Raw genomic sequence first — 16,692 nt, 5'->3', positions numbered from 1 at the left:
TCCTTGACTGCTGTTTTGGTAAGCATTAACTATTCGAATTTTTTTTGTTTTTGCGAGCAGTTCGAGTCGTTTGACGACGTTCGATCTTCCGTTTTTCTTTGTTCTTCTTATCAACAGCCCATTGAATTTTTTTCTTGTAGCCAGGCTTGATTTTCTTCTTCTTCTTCTTGACTAAACCAATTAAGGTTGGATCTAATTCGTCTCGAGATTTTTCCCGTTTTTGACGACGATTCCGATCATAGGTAGCAACGATCTCGCCATTTTTGATTTCCTTCGGTTGGAAAACAACCCCTAAATCTTCGATTGCTTGGATTGCTCCTTCATCGCTTGGATCATATAACGTGATCGCAGTCCCATTCATTTGGTTTCGACCGGTCCGACCAACACGATGGATAAAGAAATCCAAATCAGCTGGAATCTCAGCATTGATGACATGAGAAACCCCTTCGATATCAATCCCACGCGCCGCTAAATCTGTTGCGACAACATATTGGTAGTCCAAATTTTGCACTTGGCGCATGATCCGTTTTCTTTCACGAGGACTGATGTCACCGTGGATTTTCGCCACTTTCAAGCCTTGTTCCTTTAAGTAATCCGTAATTTCATCCACACGGCTCTTCGTGTTGGCAAAAACGATGGCAAGATAGGGATGGCCTGTAGTCAATAATTGGTAGATCAATTTATTGGTATTTTTCCCTTTGGTAGAAATCAACCAATTCTCGATCGTATCAGAGATGACTGCTTTCGATTTGATTTCTTCAATCAATGGATTGGCCATGTATTTTTTCAAGAATGGTCGTAATTTCTCTGGAATCGTTGCCGAGAAAACCAGCATTTGTAGTTTCTCAGGCAAACGACCCGCAATTTGATCGACTTCTTCTAAAAAGCCCATATCCAAGGTCATATCTGCTTCATCCACGACGAATACATTCGCAGTGTGAACCCCTAAGGCTTGTTCGTTGATCATATCTAAAATACGACCAGGTGTTCCAATCACGACATGAGGTTGCTGGTTTTGCAGACGGCTCAATTGGCGCTGTTTATCCGTTCCTCCAACAAAATTTGACACACGAATCTCCGGATCATGAAACCCGCCGATCTGTTTTGCGGCTTGATAAATTTGTGTGGCTAATTCACGACTCGGTGCAGTAATCACGACTTGCACTTCATCTTTTTCGGCATCAATTTTATCCATCAATGGCAGTAAAAATGTATGGGTCTTACCACTCCCAGTCTGAGATTGTCCAACAACACTACGGCCTTTTTGGATAACAGGTATCAATTTTTCTTGCACTTCTGTTGGATTAGAGAACTTTTTATCAGCAAGTGCTTCATAAATAAATGGTTGAAATTTAAATGACTCAAAAGACATTCAAACACCTTCTTTCTTTTAGCATCCTTTGGATTATAGCATATGTTGCCTTGATTTCCTAACTTTCTTTTGTCACGGGTTTTGGATCAATCGTGCTAATTGTATACGTTGCACTGCGGCGTTCATAGAAAAAGCGGCTTTCTTTTTTTATTGCAGCCCAAAAGAGATTCATGTAAAAGCCAAACTGGATCAAGCCAAAAATGACCACCATCAATAAACTGACGACCAGAAGCAGCGTATTATCCGAATCAAGAAACGGTGCAAAAAAGATGTTGACCCGACTGATGCTGGCATAAATCAGATAAAACAAACCATAACGTTTCAATAACGCAGCCAAGCTGACCCTCTGACGAGCTTCTTGCATGATTTTGATTCGTACGAGTTTTTTTCCAATCGTTTGTCCTTTGGCAAGATAAGCAAACAACACAAAGTACAGTAATACTTCAAGAGCAAAGTACCAATAGTCCCCACTAAAGTCTCTTACCGTCTGTTGAGTAAGCAAACGAACAGCGATCACCACAATGAAACTGACCACATTCAGTATTCCCCAATCGATCAACCAAGCAAATATCCTTCGGGTTACGGTTACCCGAGTACCTTTGGCGTATGAATCGGCATCCATCTCTTCTCTTGATGGCAATAAGAACGTAAATAGCGGGGCAATGCTCCACCCCAACAATCCTCCTAGTGTATTGACAAAGAGATCATTAACATCAAATAAGCGATAAGGACGGGGATAAATAAAATAAAGTCCTGTCAGCTGAGTCAATTCAAAAAACAACGTCAGACAAAACGTAATCGCCAGCGTTTTCAGAAAAGAACACTTGAAGTAATAACGTAAGTAAACGCCGAAAGGCAAGGTCAACAATAAATTAAAGAGTGGTTCGAGAAAGACCCCCTGCTTCATGGCAGGAAGATAGGTTTGCGGGTCGTGGATATTTAAGACCGTCTGTTGGACAAAATGGTGCCAGGATGCTCCTAGCTGCAATTCCATCTTAGGACCAGTCATATGAGCTACCTCTTCAATCGAGGGCAATGGCAAAATAACTAAAAAATAGGCGCATAATAAATAGAAGACAAACGAATAAAGAACCAGTGCACGAGAAAAGATAAAACGACCGTATTTTCGATATTGGATAACAAAAAAAATCATTGATATCGCCAATGCTAGAAATGGAAAAACCAGCAGAGCAACTTTTATTGGGGTAATATAAGCGGACATAAAGAACTCCTTCACGTTTTCTTTTTATCTTACACGCTATTTCCCAAAACGTAAATTTTGGAGTATCATAAAAGAAAAGGAGGTTAAAAAACCATGTTAAATCCCTATTTTGCCTTTGGCGTACCGGCATTCCTTTTGGTTTTATATGTAGCTTTTGCTCTTTTTCGCCGGTCTTCCGATATACCCTACTTAGGATTTGCCCTATTCATCATTGCTGGTTTTCTGACTGGATTTAGTTTACAAGTCATTCAACAAGCCATCAATGAAGTAGAAAAAACATCTCTTGAACACGTGCAAGAAACCCATCTTTACTCGCCCTACTTATTAGCGATTCCATTGATTGTGGGCATTCTTTTACTTATTCTCAACTTGATTCGCGGCTATCTAAAAGTCAAAAACGTTCGTCTGCGGACAAAATAAAAGCAACCTACCTAGAAATACGAAATGATCCTGTTCCTCTTAATGGGAAATGAGATCGCTTCGTATTTTTTTTGGTAAGCTGCCTAGATTGCTAAACCCCTTCAAAAGATCCAACCACCACTCCCGTAGTAAAACAGTTTATCAACCACAAAAAGCGTTTATTCGTCGGCTAGTTCTTCATCCAGGTCTGTCTCTGACGTATCAGCAAAAGATTCTTTCACATCATCATTGACTTGTTCCAATAAATATTGCCAGTCACTATTCGACACAACCACCACATCGATATTCTTTTCTTCATCGATCAGCTCGAGATTCGAAACATCCTCTCCTAACTGCTGGAATAGGTCAATCAATGTTTTGTCTTGGAGTGTTACGTATTCAGTCCGTTTCATTCTTCTTCCCCCCATGAATCAAAAAATTCATAAAACAAGATATCGAAACTAGTAAGATCGGTCATCTTTTGTAAAGTAGATAGATCTAAACGAATAAACGCTTTTTCCACTAATAAATAATGGTTTTCTTCCAACGCTTCTTCGATAAATGGTAAAATCTCTTCCTCGTCCCCTAATGTCTCACTAGAGATTTGGTCGATTTGATCAAACAAGCGATCATCTTGCAACAAAAAGAATTGATCGTCGTAAAGATAGACTGCGATTTGATATTGCCGGATGGGTAGCTCAGCCCGAATGACAAAAAAGCATTCCCCTGAATTGGAAATCGCTGGCAATAGTTCACTCGGTTGTAATGCCTGTTGGTAGTACATTTCCATCCCTCCTTTGTACTTACTATTATAAAGAACAATAAAGGAAAAAGGAAATAATCGAATTTCAGTTTAAAAAACTCTAAACAAAGTTAGACATCCCATTCTGCATAGAATTCTTCTAAAAAATCCTTCATGAAAGCCACGCGTCGCTGAGCTTCTTTTTTGCCATAATCCGTGGTCATCTTTTCAGGGAGCAAAAATAGTTTCTCATAAAAATGATTGATCACCGTCGTCCCTTTTCGGTAATCCTGATGATTTTGAAACGTCTTTGGGGCTAAGTCACTGACATGGATCGGGTGTTGATGACTGCCACCAAAATAGCTCGTCCGTAAAATACCGATCGCACCTAAAGCATCGAGACGATCTGCATCACGAACGACGCGGCCTTCTACTGAGACAACTTGTGCGCCTTGCAAAAGTTCTTTTGAAAAAGACAGATTTTCGATAATAGAAAAAATTTCTTTCGTTTGTGCTTCACTTGCCCCTGCTGCGGTCAAACAAACTCGCACTTCGGCATAAGCCGCTGTGACATCCGCCACAACTTTGTCATCCACCGTATCATGCAAGTAAGCTGCTGCCTGTACGACAAAACGATCAACCGCCAATTCGTCGGCATCGATGATAGCTTGACTTAAGCCCGCCACCCGTTTGACATGATCAAACCCATGTCCTGTGTAATCATTTCCCAAAATACTTTCGGCATAGGCAATTACTTTGCTAAGATCGGTAACATTGTTTTCTTCCTTCATCTTTCTCCTTCTTTCGATACGAAAGCAGCAAGCCTTCCTTTTTTCAATGGTTATCGATACAAAAGGAAAAGAAGTTCAACAAAACGAGCACCCCACGAAACAGTTAGGGCGGCAACGTCTTGCGAAGCTTCTTTTCACTCGTTTCTTTTAAGCGAAATCTTGCGTCTCGCTGATTTTATAGACACTAAAATAGATCTTACGTAAATAGTCTAATAGATATTGAGGATTCAATAATTCATCCGTTGCATCTAAAATCAATTCATTTGGTTTCTTTGATGCCCCATATTGATGGATATTTTCAGTCAGCCATTTACGAATCGGTGAATAATCATCTGAAGCCAACACTTCATCGACATTGATTTCTTTTTCCATCGCATGCAGTAATTGCGCGGCATACATATACCCTAACGCATAGGATGGGAAGTAACCAAAGCTGGAACCTGACCAATGAACATCTTGTAAGATTCCTTCAAGGTCATTCTCTGGACGAATCCCTAAATATTCCTCGTATTTGTCATTCCAGATTTTCGGCAGTTCATCGATCGATACGGTTTCGTTAAAGATCATTTTTTCGATCTCGTAACGAATAATGATATGGATTACGTAAGTCAAACTGTCAGCTTCAATACGGATCAAGCTGGCTTTAGAATGCTTCAAAGAATCATAGAAGGTGTCAAAAGACACATCATCAAACGAGCCTTCCGCACATTCTTGGAAAAATGGGTATTGCTTGGCCCAGAAATTGCGATTACTGCCGATAATGATTTCATTAAAAAGCGATTGAGATTCGTGGATCCCCATAGACGCTCCTTCATGAACCGGTGTTCCTTCGTATTTTTCGTCAATATTTTGCTCGTACATTCCATGTCCGGCTTCATGAATTACACCGAATAGTCCCATTGAAAAATCGTTTTCGCTCCAACGAGTAGTCAAACGCACATCGTTGTGATTGATCCCCGTAGCAAATGGGTGGACCGTATTATCCAAGCGGCCGCGAGAAAAGTCATAGCCTAAGTCGGCAATCACTTTTGAGATAAATTTACGTTGCTGCGCTTCGGTCATCTTACGTGACAGGATCGAAGTATCTGGTGCTGTTCCTTTTTCAGCCAATTGACGACGAATATCCATGATACCGTCTCTCACTTGTGAGAAAACATTATCCAAGATCTCAACCGTCATATTTGGTTCGTATTGGTTTAACAACACATCATAGTTTGTCAGCTCATTCTTCTTCCAATAAGGAATCAATTCTTTCGTCAAGCGAATATTTTCAGAAAGTGCGTCTTTAAATAAAGAAAAATCTTTTTCTTTACGGGCTTTGAGCCAAGCAGTATGTGCTTTTGACGTTGCTGCGGAAGCCGCCATCGCCAACTCATTTGGTACATCTTTTTGCAATTCATACTCTTCTTTGACTAGCTGATAAGCCGCTTTCCCAACTTCTGATAATTCTTCTGGGTGTTTCCCAAAATAGCTGATTGCTTCTTGGATCGGCTCTCCAATTTTTTTGTCAAAATAGAGGCCATACAAATAGCTATCAACTTCCGCCCGGTAATCACTGGCTTTTTCTGGCATCCCCGTTTGATTGTCCCAGCCTAAGATCCCCATTGCTTGTTGTAATAGATCGATTTCTTTTAATTCTTTCAGAAATTCTTGTTCTTTCATTCAGCAGACTCCTTTTTGCGTGGCGGACGTTGCCCCCAGTATTGGAAGAGATCGGTACGAATCGCACCGTTGTATAATTTGCGTTTTTTTGTCGCTTTTTCGCCGTAATGGGTCTCAAAAGTCAAGTCACTGGTCAAAAAGTACTTGCTCCAGGTTTTAAGCGGTCGAAACACTTGGCCCATTTCTTGATAAAGTCGCTGAACAGACTCTTCTTCTCCTAAGCGTTCGCCATAAGGAGGGTTAGCCACAACGACACCATACTCTTTTTCTGTTTTAAAGTCTTTAACAGCTTGTTGTTTGAAGGTGATCGAGTCTCCTAGACCGATTTCTTCCGCATTCCGGCGGGCAATCTCAATCATTCGACCATTGATATCCGAACCGGTAATATCTAATTCGACATCATAATCTGCTGCTTCATCTGCTTCTTTCCGTACTTTTTCAAAAACTTCTGCTGGGAACCAATCCCACGTTTCGCAAACAAATTCCCGATTAAATCCAGGGGCGATATTATGGCCGATCAAAGCTGCTTCAATACACAATGTGCCTGATCCACAAACGGGATCGACAAAAGGCTTGTCTTTGTACCAATTTGTCAGCATCACTAAAGCCGCAGCCATGTTTTCTTTCAGAGGTGCGCCCCCTTTTTCTAAACGATAGCCGCGTTTAAACAAACTAGGGCCAGTCGTATCCAATGTGATCATCGCATGGTCTTTCAATAAAGCGACTTCTAATTGGAAAAAAGCGCCAGTTTCAGTCAGCGGCACACTTGCCGGACGATGATATACTTCTCTTAAGCGATTGACGATTGCTTTTTTGGTAATCGCTTGGCAGTCAGGTACACTATACAATTTTGATTTGATTGATTTTCCGGCTACTGGAAATTCAGCGTCTAACGGTAAAAAGTCTTCCCACGGTAACGCTTTAACTTCTTCAAACAGCTGATCGAAAGTCAATACGTCAAATTCCCCAACGACGATTTTGATACGGTCCGCTGTACGGAGCCACAAGTTCGCGGTAGCAATGGTCTCCATTGTCCCTTTAAAGCGCGCTCGGCCGTTTTCAACCTCACACTCGATCCCTAAATCCCGTAATTCTTTGCCCACTAGTGCTTCTAAACCGCTCGCAGCGGTGGCAATACAATTAAATGTTTTTTCAGTCATAACGCTCTCCTTCTTGGTATAAAAAAACCTTCCGTTGCTGGAAGGATTCCCTGATAGGTTGTGATTTTCTATAAGCCATGTTTTGTCCGTATTTTCCTCAGGGAGAAGAAAACACTGGGTAATTATCTATCTGCAATTACTTGCCTTCTTGCTCCGTTCATTTCCGTGCAAAAAGTGCCCCTACCATTGTTTGGGTTGCTCGCTCGAGGGGTTTACCGCGTTCCACCAAGACGGTTTCCCGGCTTGCTTCGTCACTGTGGCACTTTCAAGGATACTTTGGCATAGCTTGCACCTTAGCCATTTTTCCTGCCGTTACTTTCTCAAGTACCCTAGCTTATGGTTTCGCTAGGCACGAACACTACAAGCGTCTCAGCTTGTGCGAGCATGGACTTTCCTCAGCATAATCGAGTTATGCCGCAATTACCCGAAAACCACAACTATCTTTTCTACATTAGAATTGACGGGTTTTTTCGTTGTCATCTTCAAAATCAGCATTTGTATAGTTGCTGTTGTAGGAAGAAGAACGAGTGACAGGTTCTGATTCACGATCAAGCTTTTTGCCAAAAACTTCTTTTTCAAGATTAGACAAACGTTTTAAAATATCAAAATTTGTGACTGTTTGGCTTTTCGGTGCTTCTTGTTGAACACGAGAAGCGATTGCTTGGTTTTTCGACAATTGATCGATTTTCGCTGTCAGACGATCGTTTTCTTCTTGCAGGGCTAAGATCTCTTTATTGTAGCTTTCGTAGTCTTTAATGATATTATCTAAAAACTCGTCCACTTCCACTGGATCATATCCACGCATTTTTGTTTTGAATTCTTGTTGCAGAATATCTTTTGGACTATAAATTAAATTTGCCATTATTTACACCTCATTGTTTATTCCAAATGGTTTTCACTTTCTAGACCATTCTATCAAAAAATATACGAAAATCAAAGTAAATTACTATCAAATGTTGCGTTTTGTAAATCATCCATTGTTATTTGATGAATAAAGTAGGGATTTTGCTCACTATAGGCTTTCGCATCTCTTAAGAAATAATTAGGTTTTCCTGGAAATTCGTCATCATATAACACAAGTGCACCTTCAGTATGCTCCAGTAAAAACGCTGTGTGATTTCTTAATTGACTGGGGTCTTGGTAAGGCTTATGGCTGGTGGCATTGACATAATCGGCAAATGACTTCGCTGTTTGCAGTGCCTGCTGATTCGTTTCGTTCCAATTTTCACCAAACCCTTCAAAAGGAAAAATAATTCCTAGTTTCAGTTCCGGGTATGTTTGTTTTAATTGTTCAATGACTTCGGCACACCACAGCTCTGCTCCAAGATTCCCGCTGATCAAGAGCCATTCTAGCCCTTCTTCGACATAATTGGTCAATGCCGACATTATTACTTTCTTAATAACTGCAATCTTGGGATCTTTTGCTTGAAAGACACCTAATTCATAATTACGATAGCCAGTAAAGTATAAGGTTTTCATTGTTTCTCTGGTCATCTCTTTTCTTTCCAAACGACTTTTTGGTATAATGTTGCCTAGGAGTGTGAACAACATGGTTATTCGTTACCCGAATGGACAATCTACTACCTATGATGACGGCAAAAAACAAAAAATGCAAGAAAAACTAATAAAGCCAAAAACGTATGCCAATCGTGGGATGCGTTTTGAAGAAGCGATCAATGAAAGCAACCTTTATTATTTAAATCGCAAACTTGCGGTCATTCATAAGAAACCGACACCAGTTCAAATCGTCAAGGTAGATTATCCGAGAAGAAGCGCCGCCGTAATCAAAGAAGCCTACTTTCGAGAGGCCTCTACTACCGATTACAATGGGGTTTATCAAGGGCAATATATCGACTTTGAAGCGAAAGAGACTCAAAACAAAACGTCATTTCCCTTTAAAAATTTTCATCCACACCAAATCAAGCATATGGAAGACTGTTTGGAACAAGCGGGATTATGTTTTGTTCTTTTATGGTTTTCTAGTCTACAACGCTGCTTTTTTCTAGATAGCAAGTGCTTAGTTTCTCAGTGGCACCTGCAAAAGGAAACGGGAAAAAAATCATTGACGTTGGCCTATATCGAAACCAATGGGATCGAAATCATCCCCACTATTGCGCCGCGTATTCCCTATTTAAAAGCAGTTGATCAATTTTTAACGATGAAGGAGAATGATGAGTATGGCAAATGAATCACAATCGAGGACCTCTCGGCATGATTCTAAGAAAGGCACTGCTAAAAAAGCACCAAAGCCCCCTAAAACCAAAGCCAAAGGCAAACGAAGTATTGGGAGTATTCTTTTAAAAGTGTTTATGGGCCTATTTTTCTTAGGCTGTATCGGGATTTTATCAGGAATGGGGCTGTTTTGGTGGTACGCCAAAGATGCACCAGCACTTGATGAAACACGTTTGGATTCGACTGTTTCTTCGCGCTTTTATGCCTCCAACGGTGAATTGATCACTGAATTCGGAAGTGAAACGAGAGAAAAAATCACCGCAAGTGAGATTCCCCAACTGCTGGAAGATGCGATCGTCTCTGTCGAAGATCGTCGGTTCTATCAGCATATCGGGGTCGATCCGATCCGAATCGTTGGTTCTGCATTATCCAATGCCACAACCGGCGGTATGCAAGGCGGAAGTACGTTGACTCAGCAATTGATCAAGCTGTCCTTCTTTTCTACCAGCGCCGAAGATCAAACGTTACGAAGAAAAGCACAAGAAGCTTGGATGGCGGTTCGGCTTGAACAAACCAAATCAAAGCAGGAAATTTTGACTTACTATATTAATAAGGTATATATGTCCAACGGGGTTTATGGAATGCAAACAGCTGCTATGAAGTTTTACGGCAAACCTTTGGCTGAACTAGACCTAGCGCAAACCGCTTTGATTGCTGGTTTACCAAATGCCCCTTCTGCGTTTGATCCTTTCGCTCATCCTGATAATGCGAAAAGTCGTCGAGATGTGGTTTTAGGCGCAATGCTTGAAAACGAGAAAATCACGCAAGCGGAATATGATGCGGCCGTTGCCGAAGATATTCAAGAAGGATTGCAAGAAAACCCGCGAGAAAACCAAGAGTGGAAGTACTTTGATAATTACTTCAACGAAGTGATCGCAGAAGTCAAAGAAAAAACCGGCAAAGATGTTTATACCGATGGCTTAGATATTTACACCAATGTCGATATAGATGCGCAAAAACGGTTATATGACATCGTCAACAGCGATGATTATGTTAATTATCCAGACGACAAGATGCAAGTTGCCGCTACTTTAGTTGATGTCAATACGGGCAAAGTCACGGCTCAAATTGGTGCCCGCAACGTTGATGACGTTCTAGCAAACAACCTGGCTGTCAACGTCGCTCGGGACTTTGGATCGACCGTTAAACCGATCACAGACTACGGCCCTGCCTTCCAATTTCTACAAGACTCTACCGGTAGAATGATTTTAGATGAACCTTATACTTATAAAGGAACCGATATTCCTGTGTACAACTGGGATCGCCAATATATGGGCAATATCACGCTTCGAACTGCTTTAGCAGAATCCAGAAATGTACCAGCAGTGAAATTGTTTGATGAAGTTGGAGCGGATAATATCGCCGACTTTCTTAGCGGGTTGGGTATCGAATACCACACGATTACTCAATCTAATGCGATTTCTAGCAATACGGATAAATTAGATGGCACAAAATATGGGATCTCCAGCCTGAAAATGGCCGCTGCTTACGCTGCTTTTTCAAACGGTGGAACCTATTATGAACCTCAGTACGTCAACAAAATCGTCATGCAAGATGGGACCGAAGATGAAGAATCCTTTAAAGTTGATGGTCAAGAAGCAATGGATGATACGACGGCTTATATGGTGACCGATATTTTGAAAGATGTTATTTCTGTCGGTACTGGGACCAATGCGCAAATCGATGGGTTATACCAAGCAGGGAAAACGGGAACTTCCAATTACACCGATGACCAGCTAGCACAACTGGATACATCAAACGGTGCTTATCCGGATATAACTTTTGCCGGCTATACTCCCTCCTACTCATTGGCGGTATGGACCGGATACAACGACAAAATGACACCGATCACTGATAGCAGTACCCATGTGGCTTCTGATGTCTATCGTGAATTGATGCGCTATGTTTCTGCTTCTGTAGAAAACACGGACTGGACAATGCCAGATGGACTGACACGGATCGGAAGAGAGCTTTATCTTGAAGGGACATACACGCAGCCAAGCTATTCAGCACCAAGTTCGTCCAGCAGTAGTTCGTACGTTGAACCGACGACACCTTCTACAGAAAGTAGTGAAGCAACACCATCAAGTACAACAGAATCATCAAGCGAAGTGACACCCCCAGTGACAACACCTGATGAGGATGATTCATCTTCGGTCGTTACACCTCCTGCTTCTAGTCAGGATCCTGGCTCAACAACGCCTTCCAGCAGTGAAGAAAATCCTTCCTCACCGCCGGATCCACCAGAACCAAATGATGGTAACTCCGAATAACTGAGAATAGTGAAAAACAGTAGATCAGATTTTGATCTACTGTTTTTTTAATAACGACCATATAAATGTAGAAGCTTACTTTTCAAGCTCTTCAAAAAGCAATTTTTTATCTGAAAGCTGATTAACTTGATTATGCAGATCGTCAAACAAATGAATCACATTTTCTTTCGTTTCGTTCACTTCAAAAAGAATCTCCTTGGCACGATCATGAATGCCATCGATTCGCATTTCTGTCGTACGGATCATTCGTTCAGATTCGATCTTCGCTTCTTGAATCGTGCGATTTGCTTTTCTTCTAGCAAAGACTAAAACCTCACTGATTTCTGTTTGGAACTGCTCGTTTTCGATTTGTAGGGTTGCATTTTCTTCCCGTAGTGCTTCGATCTTCGCCTGAAGCTCTGCGACTTCTTCATTTGATTCGCTAGCTGAAACTTTTGCTGCAAGCTCTTCTTTTTCTGCCAATTGCTGTTTCAAATCAGCAATTACTTCTTGCAACTGCTGGATTTCTTGCCGCTTCAACGTCCATTCAGCGCGTTCCTTTTCGTAATTTTGTTTCTCTTTTTGCTCTTTTTCTTGCTGAACAGCTAACTTAGCTTCTAATTGCTGGATCTTTGCTTCAAGTTTTTCTGTATCTACTTTTGTAAGCTGTTCTTCTAGGTCTTTGACTTTCTTATTCGCTTCTACTAGCGAAGCTTTTAATTCTTTTGCCTCTGCTTCTTGTTGAGCCACTACCTTCTGCTGTTTTTTTAACTGTTTTTTTTCTTCCTGTAGTTGCTCGTTTTCTAAAATCAATTCTTTAATTTCAAAAGATAAATTTTCAATCATATGATCCTTTTCTTGTTCTTCTGACTCTTGCTGATGTGTCTGGTTTATACTCAATTCTTTCTCCATACGTTCTCCTTTATCTTCAACGAGTTGACTATCCTTGGCGTGGTTATCACGGTTCCCAGAGGATTTTTGCTGCACTGCTATCTTTTTGACACTTTGATCTGTCTGTTGATCAACAGACACTCTTTGCTGAGAAATCGGTTTTGCTAAAGTCTGTGCGACAGGTTTCGCTGTTTCTTTCTGGGTTTTAGGGGGTTCATTGTCCGCTTGTCGATTGGTTCCTTTCTCTTTTTTTTCAGGCGTAGCCTTTGCGAACCCTTGATCCTCAATGATTCCCTCTTCTTGATTTGTCTCCTCAAATTCATTCAACTCTTCTATGGATAATTGATTTACTTCATCCATTAGCTTTTGGACAGAAAACAAACCTTTGTTTTTCTTTTTCATCATTAATTTTTCACACTGCCTTTTTGTTCATTTGTATTGATCGTTTCACTTTGATCCGTTCGAGGAGTAGAGGATATGCTTTCGCTCCCCTCGTTATTAGCTACTTCTTGAGCGTCAGTGTTTGGAAAGCTGCGTTCTAAAAGGGTCCAAACTCCATTCTCGTCACGAATGATCGTCTGCTCAAAGGACTGATCAGAATCCTTGGAAAATTGAACAGATAAGGTTCCTTGGGTGATCAAGGGAACGTTCTGCATATCATGTAGTAGACGAGAAAAATTTTCTTCCCATCCGTTTAGGTCATCAATTGATGGTAATTTGCTAGATAGAACAATCGAGATTTCTTGCAAGGGCTGATCAACAAAAATCATCGCTACAGTGCGGCCTAGATATGGTGATAACTGATAGGCCAACTCATATTCAGCTGCAAACTGTGCTTCACGATCATTGGATACGAGTAAATGCTCCCAATCAATCGCTTCAAAAGCAAAGCCGTTCTCAGGATAAGCAAAAATCGGCATACGCATCAATTCCGTTTGCTCAGTTCTTAGCGCGAAGACTTCCTCTTTCAATTGACTGGTTTCTTCTTGCAGCTTTTGCAAATGAATGCCGCCTGTCAGTTGAAAAACTGTTAATAGCAAGACACTTACGATTATGGCACTACTGCAGCCCAATACAATTAGCAAGTGCCCACTACGCAGGTTGTGCTTAAATAAACGAAGTTTCCTTTTGGCTAAAGCATCTGACGACAGCTGCTTTTCAACTTTTCTTAATAAATATTCTCGATACAATCGCCAACCGATGATACTACCTGCTCCAATGGCAAGCAGTATCATCCCAATATAAATAAAAATCACAGTCTCTTCCTTCCATCAAAACTAAAATTCGTTTTATTCATCCCTTTTGATACAAACTTAGTCTCGTTGATATGTTGCAAGAAATGAATCATCGCAAGCTTCCTTTCAAGAAGCTGATGTGTCAGAAGAACGTGATCACCACACCATAAAAGGTTTTACTTGAAACGATTCCAAATTCTCTACTATCACTTGAAGTGAGCAGTGCATCGCCAACGACAAAGTACTCATCTTCTTTGAGGTACCCCCGAATCGGCAACGCCTCAAAGGCTTCATCCTTCACAGTGATCATAAATGAAAAATCAAAGTCAGTATCCTCCGCCCCAATCAACAAACGCTCCTGTGTACGAACGAAGGAATCTCCCGGCACACCAATCACTCTCTTGATCAAAAATTTCCCTTCCTGTTCGAAAGCGATCAGCTGATAGCGATTTGGCTGGCGCTTTTTATGGATCAGCACAACTTGTCGATCCTCGATCGTCGGCAGCATGGACGCTCCTCTGACTAACGCCAGTCGATACGGCTGAAGAAACGCAATAAGCAAAAGGACCATCAAAAAGATACCGCTGATAGGAAGACCTATTTGTCTATGCCTTTTACTCATATTGCCAGCCCTCCATCCTTATTTTGGCATAATATATGAAACACTTGATGAGTGCGCCAATTCATTGCTGATCACGCGATAAGAGATTGTGGTTCCACCATAGACATTTCCTTCTGAAACCAAAATACCATTTGGACCAACGGCTTCAACAAAAGCGACATGCCCATAACGAGGATCAGATCCAGCTGTTCCAGGTGCAAAAGAGATCATACTGCCTGCTTTAGGCGTTTGACTGACGTTGTAACCTAAACGTCGTCCGGTATTGCCCCATTGACCACCATTTCCCATGTAGTCATCTACTTGACCGCCTAATTGACTCACGCGATTGAACACATACCAAGTACATTGTCCAACAGGATACGAACCAGAAAGATTGTAGTCACGACCGTTGTATTCTCGAAATGTCATGAGGGAGCGATACTCTTCTGGAATTTGTTCTTTCCCTTGGATAAACAAGCCTGTTTCTGTTGCGATCACTTGGTCATATTGCGTCAATCCATAGACCGCAATCAGTGAATTGATTTTTTTACTATAATTAACATCGGTCGCATAAGTGCCCGTCAAAGCATCTGCTGCCCGAAGATAGTTTTTTGATTCAGAGCGCCACACGTCTTGATAAAAGGTTGGATTTCCAGTGATTCCTCCGCGAATCAATTTGACATAATCAGCCATGGAATCTCGATAACTTGAATAGGAACGAAAGGCGGCTTGAATTTGGAATAGTTCTCCGTTGCCTTTATCTTCCATTGTTGGTAAAGTCACGCTGTTTCCTTGATAACTGCCTTTGATCCCAAAAAGGTTATAGTGGGGACTGCTGGAAAGCCCGCTGTCGCCACTGCCGCTTTCAAGGATCGCTTGCGCGATCAATACAGAAGCAAAGACATCGTATTCTTGCCCTAAGCTTTGGGCTTCTTGTGCCAATGTTTCAATAAACGTCTGGGTCTTTTGATTCACTGTAAATTCGTAAGGGGCTGGATATTCAGTAACTAGCTTTTCGCCATATGTAGCCAATTCAGGATTTGATAGCCGTCTGATCGATAGCGGCTCTTCGATAGAAACCCGCTGAACTTCGATGGCAGTTTTCGTTGGCTCTTCTTGATTTGTCACTAAACTTGCTTGGTAACCATCTGCGAGGTAGATACCGATTAACTTATTTGCGTCATATAAAAGATCCCCCGGTTGTAATTGTTCAACCTGCTGTTCTTTTTCTATCCAGCTAGCTTCTCCTTTTATAACCGCTTTGATCCGTTCATTGATCCATTCGTCCATCGTCAATGGTTCTTCTAGTTCACCAATTTGCCCGATGATCTCGTAGACGAATGCCGCTTGCCATTGCGCATCATAATCAGCTAATATCGGCAAGGTGAAATCTAACAGATTCGAATCTGCGATCTTTGCTGCCCGAAAACTCTCTGGTAAATCAATGGTACGTCCATCATAAAAAGAATTTTTCAAGTCAGAAGTAGCATCTGGTGATTGAACGACAGGGTTTATTACTTGCTCAGGTGCAATAATCGGAGGTGTTTTCGGCTCCTCTTTTTTTGCATTTTCAGTATTTTCGTTGCTCTCAGTTGAAATTTCATTTTCTTTTGGTACCAATGACTCATCAATCAAGTCGGTCTCTTTTGGCTTGTTCTCTGTTTCTACTTCTAGATCGTCCGTTTCAGCATCTATTTTTTCCTCTTCCTCGGAAGGTTCTGTGGACTCTGATTCCTCTATTTTCTCCGTTTCTGATGACTCGGTCGTTTGCGTTGAGTCTGCTTCTCCAGACGAATCAAGAGATTCTACAACGGTATCTGCTGTTTCTGAATCCATAAGCGGCTCATTTGATTCGGAGGATAACTCGGTCGAGCCCTCCGTTTGCTCTTTGCTGACATCTTCTTGACTCTCTTGGGCTTCTGCTGCCGATGAATCTAGATCATCAAGTTCCTGTTCGACATTTGTATTTTCTGAATAGTTATCAGGCTGAGGGCTTTCGTTCGCCAGTAATACGGGAGAAACAAAAAGTTGGCTTGCTAAAATCCCAGCACTGAATAATGTTAAATATGACTTCTTTTTTCTACTCTTCATACAGTTTCCTTTCTCTTGTTTCAGCCGGCATCCTTGGTTTTG

At 41.4% G+C, this 16,692-nt stretch carries 16 protein-coding genes and 1 other RNA gene; 3 read left to right on the top strand and 14 right to left on the bottom strand.

The window, feature by feature from the left end; translation table 11 throughout:
• Nucleotides 1-25: 25 nt before the first annotated feature.
• Together IGI92_RS08025 and IGI92_RS08020 are read right to left on the bottom strand one after the other, a co-directional pair.
• A complete protein-coding gene (locus tag IGI92_RS08025; RefSeq protein ID WP_430608437.1) occupies nt 26-1,372 on the bottom strand; it encodes a DEAD/DEAH box helicase in 1,347 nt (448 codons plus the stop codon).
• A gap of 58 nt (nt 1,373-1,430) precedes the next feature.
• Nucleotides 1,431-2,594 (bottom strand): VanZ family protein, encoded by a 1,164-nt coding sequence (locus tag IGI92_RS08020; protein ID WP_008379845.1) that lies wholly within the window; start codon nt 2,592-2,594, stop codon nt 1,431-1,433.
• A 93-nt stretch (nt 2,595-2,687) separates the two neighbouring features.
• On the opposite strand from IGI92_RS08020, the gene IGI92_RS08015 reads away from it, so the two are divergent.
• The gene (locus IGI92_RS08015) at nt 2,688-3,014 is read left to right on the top strand and encodes a hypothetical protein (protein WP_005236019.1); all 327 of its coding nucleotides are present in this window, start codon (nt 2,688-2,690) and stop codon (nt 3,012-3,014) included.
• A 158-nt stretch (nt 3,015-3,172) separates the two neighbouring features.
• Here the strand turns inward: IGI92_RS08015 and IGI92_RS08010 are convergent, their stop codons facing one another.
• From IGI92_RS08010 to IGI92_RS07975, 8 genes are all read right to left on the bottom strand, one after another.
• Nucleotides 3,173-3,406, bottom strand: coding sequence for a hypothetical protein (locus IGI92_RS08010; RefSeq protein WP_005236021.1), 234 nt, complete (start codon nt 3,404-3,406; stop codon nt 3,173-3,175).
• The gene (locus IGI92_RS08005; protein WP_430608434.1) at nt 3,403-3,783 is read right to left on the bottom strand and encodes a hypothetical protein; all 381 of its coding nucleotides are present in this window, start codon (nt 3,781-3,783) and stop codon (nt 3,403-3,405) included. Before IGI92_RS08005 ends, IGI92_RS08010 begins: the two co-directional genes overlap by 4 nt.
• An 83-nt stretch (nt 3,784-3,866) precedes the next feature.
• Nucleotides 3,867-4,526 (bottom strand): HD domain-containing protein, encoded by a 660-nt coding sequence (locus IGI92_RS08000; protein ID WP_430608433.1) that lies wholly within the window; start codon nt 4,524-4,526, stop codon nt 3,867-3,869.
• Between the two features lie 147 nt (nt 4,527-4,673).
• On the bottom strand, nt 4,674-6,188 hold the full coding sequence (locus IGI92_RS07995) for a carboxypeptidase M32 (protein ID WP_005236028.1): 1,515 nt from the start codon (nt 6,186-6,188) through the stop codon (nt 4,674-4,676).
• Entirely contained in the window at nt 6,185-7,348 is a 1,164-nt protein-coding gene (locus tag IGI92_RS07990) for a THUMP domain-containing class I SAM-dependent RNA methyltransferase (RefSeq protein WP_142424853.1), read from the bottom strand. Before IGI92_RS07990 ends, IGI92_RS07995 begins: the two co-directional genes overlap by 4 nt.
• 66 nt (nt 7,349-7,414) lie before the next feature.
• Nucleotides 7,415-7,780, bottom strand: an RNA gene (gene rnpB, locus IGI92_RS07985) — RNase P RNA component class B.
• Between the two features lie 19 nt (nt 7,781-7,799).
• Nucleotides 7,800-8,210 carry a cell division regulator GpsB gene (gene gpsB / locus IGI92_RS07980; RefSeq protein ID WP_005226142.1) on the bottom strand — a complete coding sequence of 137 codons (411 nt, stop codon included), beginning with the start codon at nt 8,208-8,210 and terminating at the stop codon, nt 7,800-7,802.
• A 71-nt stretch (nt 8,211-8,281) separates the two neighbouring features.
• Complete coding sequence (locus tag IGI92_RS07975; protein WP_042890769.1) at nt 8,282-8,827, bottom strand: DUF1273 domain-containing protein; 546 nt, start codon at nt 8,825-8,827, stop codon at nt 8,282-8,284.
• 70 nt (nt 8,828-8,897) lie between these two features.
• On the opposite strand from IGI92_RS07975, the gene recU reads away from it, so the two are divergent.
• Together recU and IGI92_RS07965 are read left to right on the top strand one after the other, a co-directional pair.
• Nucleotides 8,898-9,536, top strand: coding sequence for a Holliday junction resolvase RecU (recU, locus tag IGI92_RS07970; protein ID WP_086372968.1), 639 nt, complete (start codon nt 8,898-8,900; stop codon nt 9,534-9,536).
• Nucleotides 9,526-11,853 carry a PBP1A family penicillin-binding protein gene (locus IGI92_RS07965; protein WP_369596971.1) on the top strand — a complete coding sequence of 776 codons (2,328 nt, stop codon included), beginning with the start codon at nt 9,526-9,528 and terminating at the stop codon, nt 11,851-11,853. Before recU ends, IGI92_RS07965 begins: the two co-directional genes overlap by 11 nt.
• Nucleotides 11,854-11,928: 75 nt before the next feature.
• On the opposite strand, the gene IGI92_RS07960 is transcribed toward IGI92_RS07965, so the two are convergent.
• From IGI92_RS07960 to IGI92_RS07945, 4 genes are all read right to left on the bottom strand, one after another.
• Complete coding sequence (locus IGI92_RS07960) at nt 11,929-13,128, bottom strand: hypothetical protein (RefSeq protein WP_430608432.1); 1,200 nt, start codon at nt 13,126-13,128, stop codon at nt 11,929-11,931.
• Nucleotides 13,128-13,979 (bottom strand): hypothetical protein, encoded by an 852-nt coding sequence (locus IGI92_RS07955; RefSeq protein ID WP_430608431.1) that lies wholly within the window; start codon nt 13,977-13,979, stop codon nt 13,128-13,130. The genes IGI92_RS07960 and IGI92_RS07955 overlap by 1 nt, the downstream gene beginning before the upstream one ends.
• A gap of 121 nt (nt 13,980-14,100) precedes the next feature.
• Complete coding sequence (lepB, locus tag IGI92_RS07950; protein ID WP_430608430.1) at nt 14,101-14,580, bottom strand: signal peptidase I; 480 nt, start codon at nt 14,578-14,580, stop codon at nt 14,101-14,103.
• Nucleotides 14,581-14,598: 18 nt separating this feature from the next.
• On the bottom strand, nt 14,599-16,650 hold the full coding sequence (locus IGI92_RS07945) for a glucosaminidase domain-containing protein (RefSeq protein ID WP_430608429.1): 2,052 nt from the start codon (nt 16,648-16,650) through the stop codon (nt 14,599-14,601).
• Nucleotides 16,651-16,692 lie beyond the last annotated feature (42 nt).

The sequence above is a fragment of the Enterococcus sp. DIV2379 genome (genome assembly GCF_050542965.1).
In the GTDB taxonomy this organism is placed as follows: Bacteria; Bacillota; Bacilli; order Lactobacillales; family Enterococcaceae; genus Enterococcus_D; species Enterococcus_D entomosocium.
This window is presented reverse-complemented; position numbering and strand designations above follow the sequence as displayed.